Below are 470 nucleotides of genomic sequence, written 5' to 3'. Positions count from 1 at the left end.
CTCGACTCCAGCAGCGCACGCCCCATCCCCGGCCACTGCGAACCCTGCCCCGGGAAGACGAACACCACCTTCCCGCGCGCCTCGGCCACACCGGACACCACCGCATCCAGCGAACGACCCTCGGCCAACGCCGACAGCCCCTCCACCAGACCCGCCACATCCGAAGCCACCACACTCGCCCGCGAAGTCAGGTGAGAGCGGTGACGACCGGCTGTCACGGCCACGTCGGCCAGCGACACGTCCGTGCGCTCCCCCAGCCAGGACGCCCAGCGTCCGGCCTGGGCACGCAGGGCTTCCTCGCTCTGCCCCGAAACCAGCACCGGCACCGGCACTGGCACTGGCACCGGGCTGTCTCCGTCGGCTGCGGGAGCAGCCTTCCGTGCCGAGTGCTCCTCGATGACGACGTGGGCGTTGGTGCCGGAGAGGCCGAACGACGACACGCCGGCGCGCCTGAGGCGCTCGCCGTCGTG

Annotated in this window: 1 protein-coding gene; it reads right to left on the bottom strand. The window is 72.1% G+C overall.

The window, feature by feature from the left end; all coding sequences use genetic code 11:
- Nucleotides 1–470: ketoacyl-synthetase C-terminal extension domain-containing protein (locus ACPXCS_RS39685; protein ID WP_425971253.1), on the bottom strand; the 470-nt coding region annotated here is incomplete at both ends.

It is taken from the genome of Streptomyces sp. DT190 (assembly GCF_049846985.1).
Taxonomy (GTDB): domain Bacteria; phylum Actinomycetota; class Actinomycetes; order Streptomycetales; family Streptomycetaceae; genus Streptomyces.
This window is presented reverse-complemented; position numbering and strand designations above follow the sequence as displayed.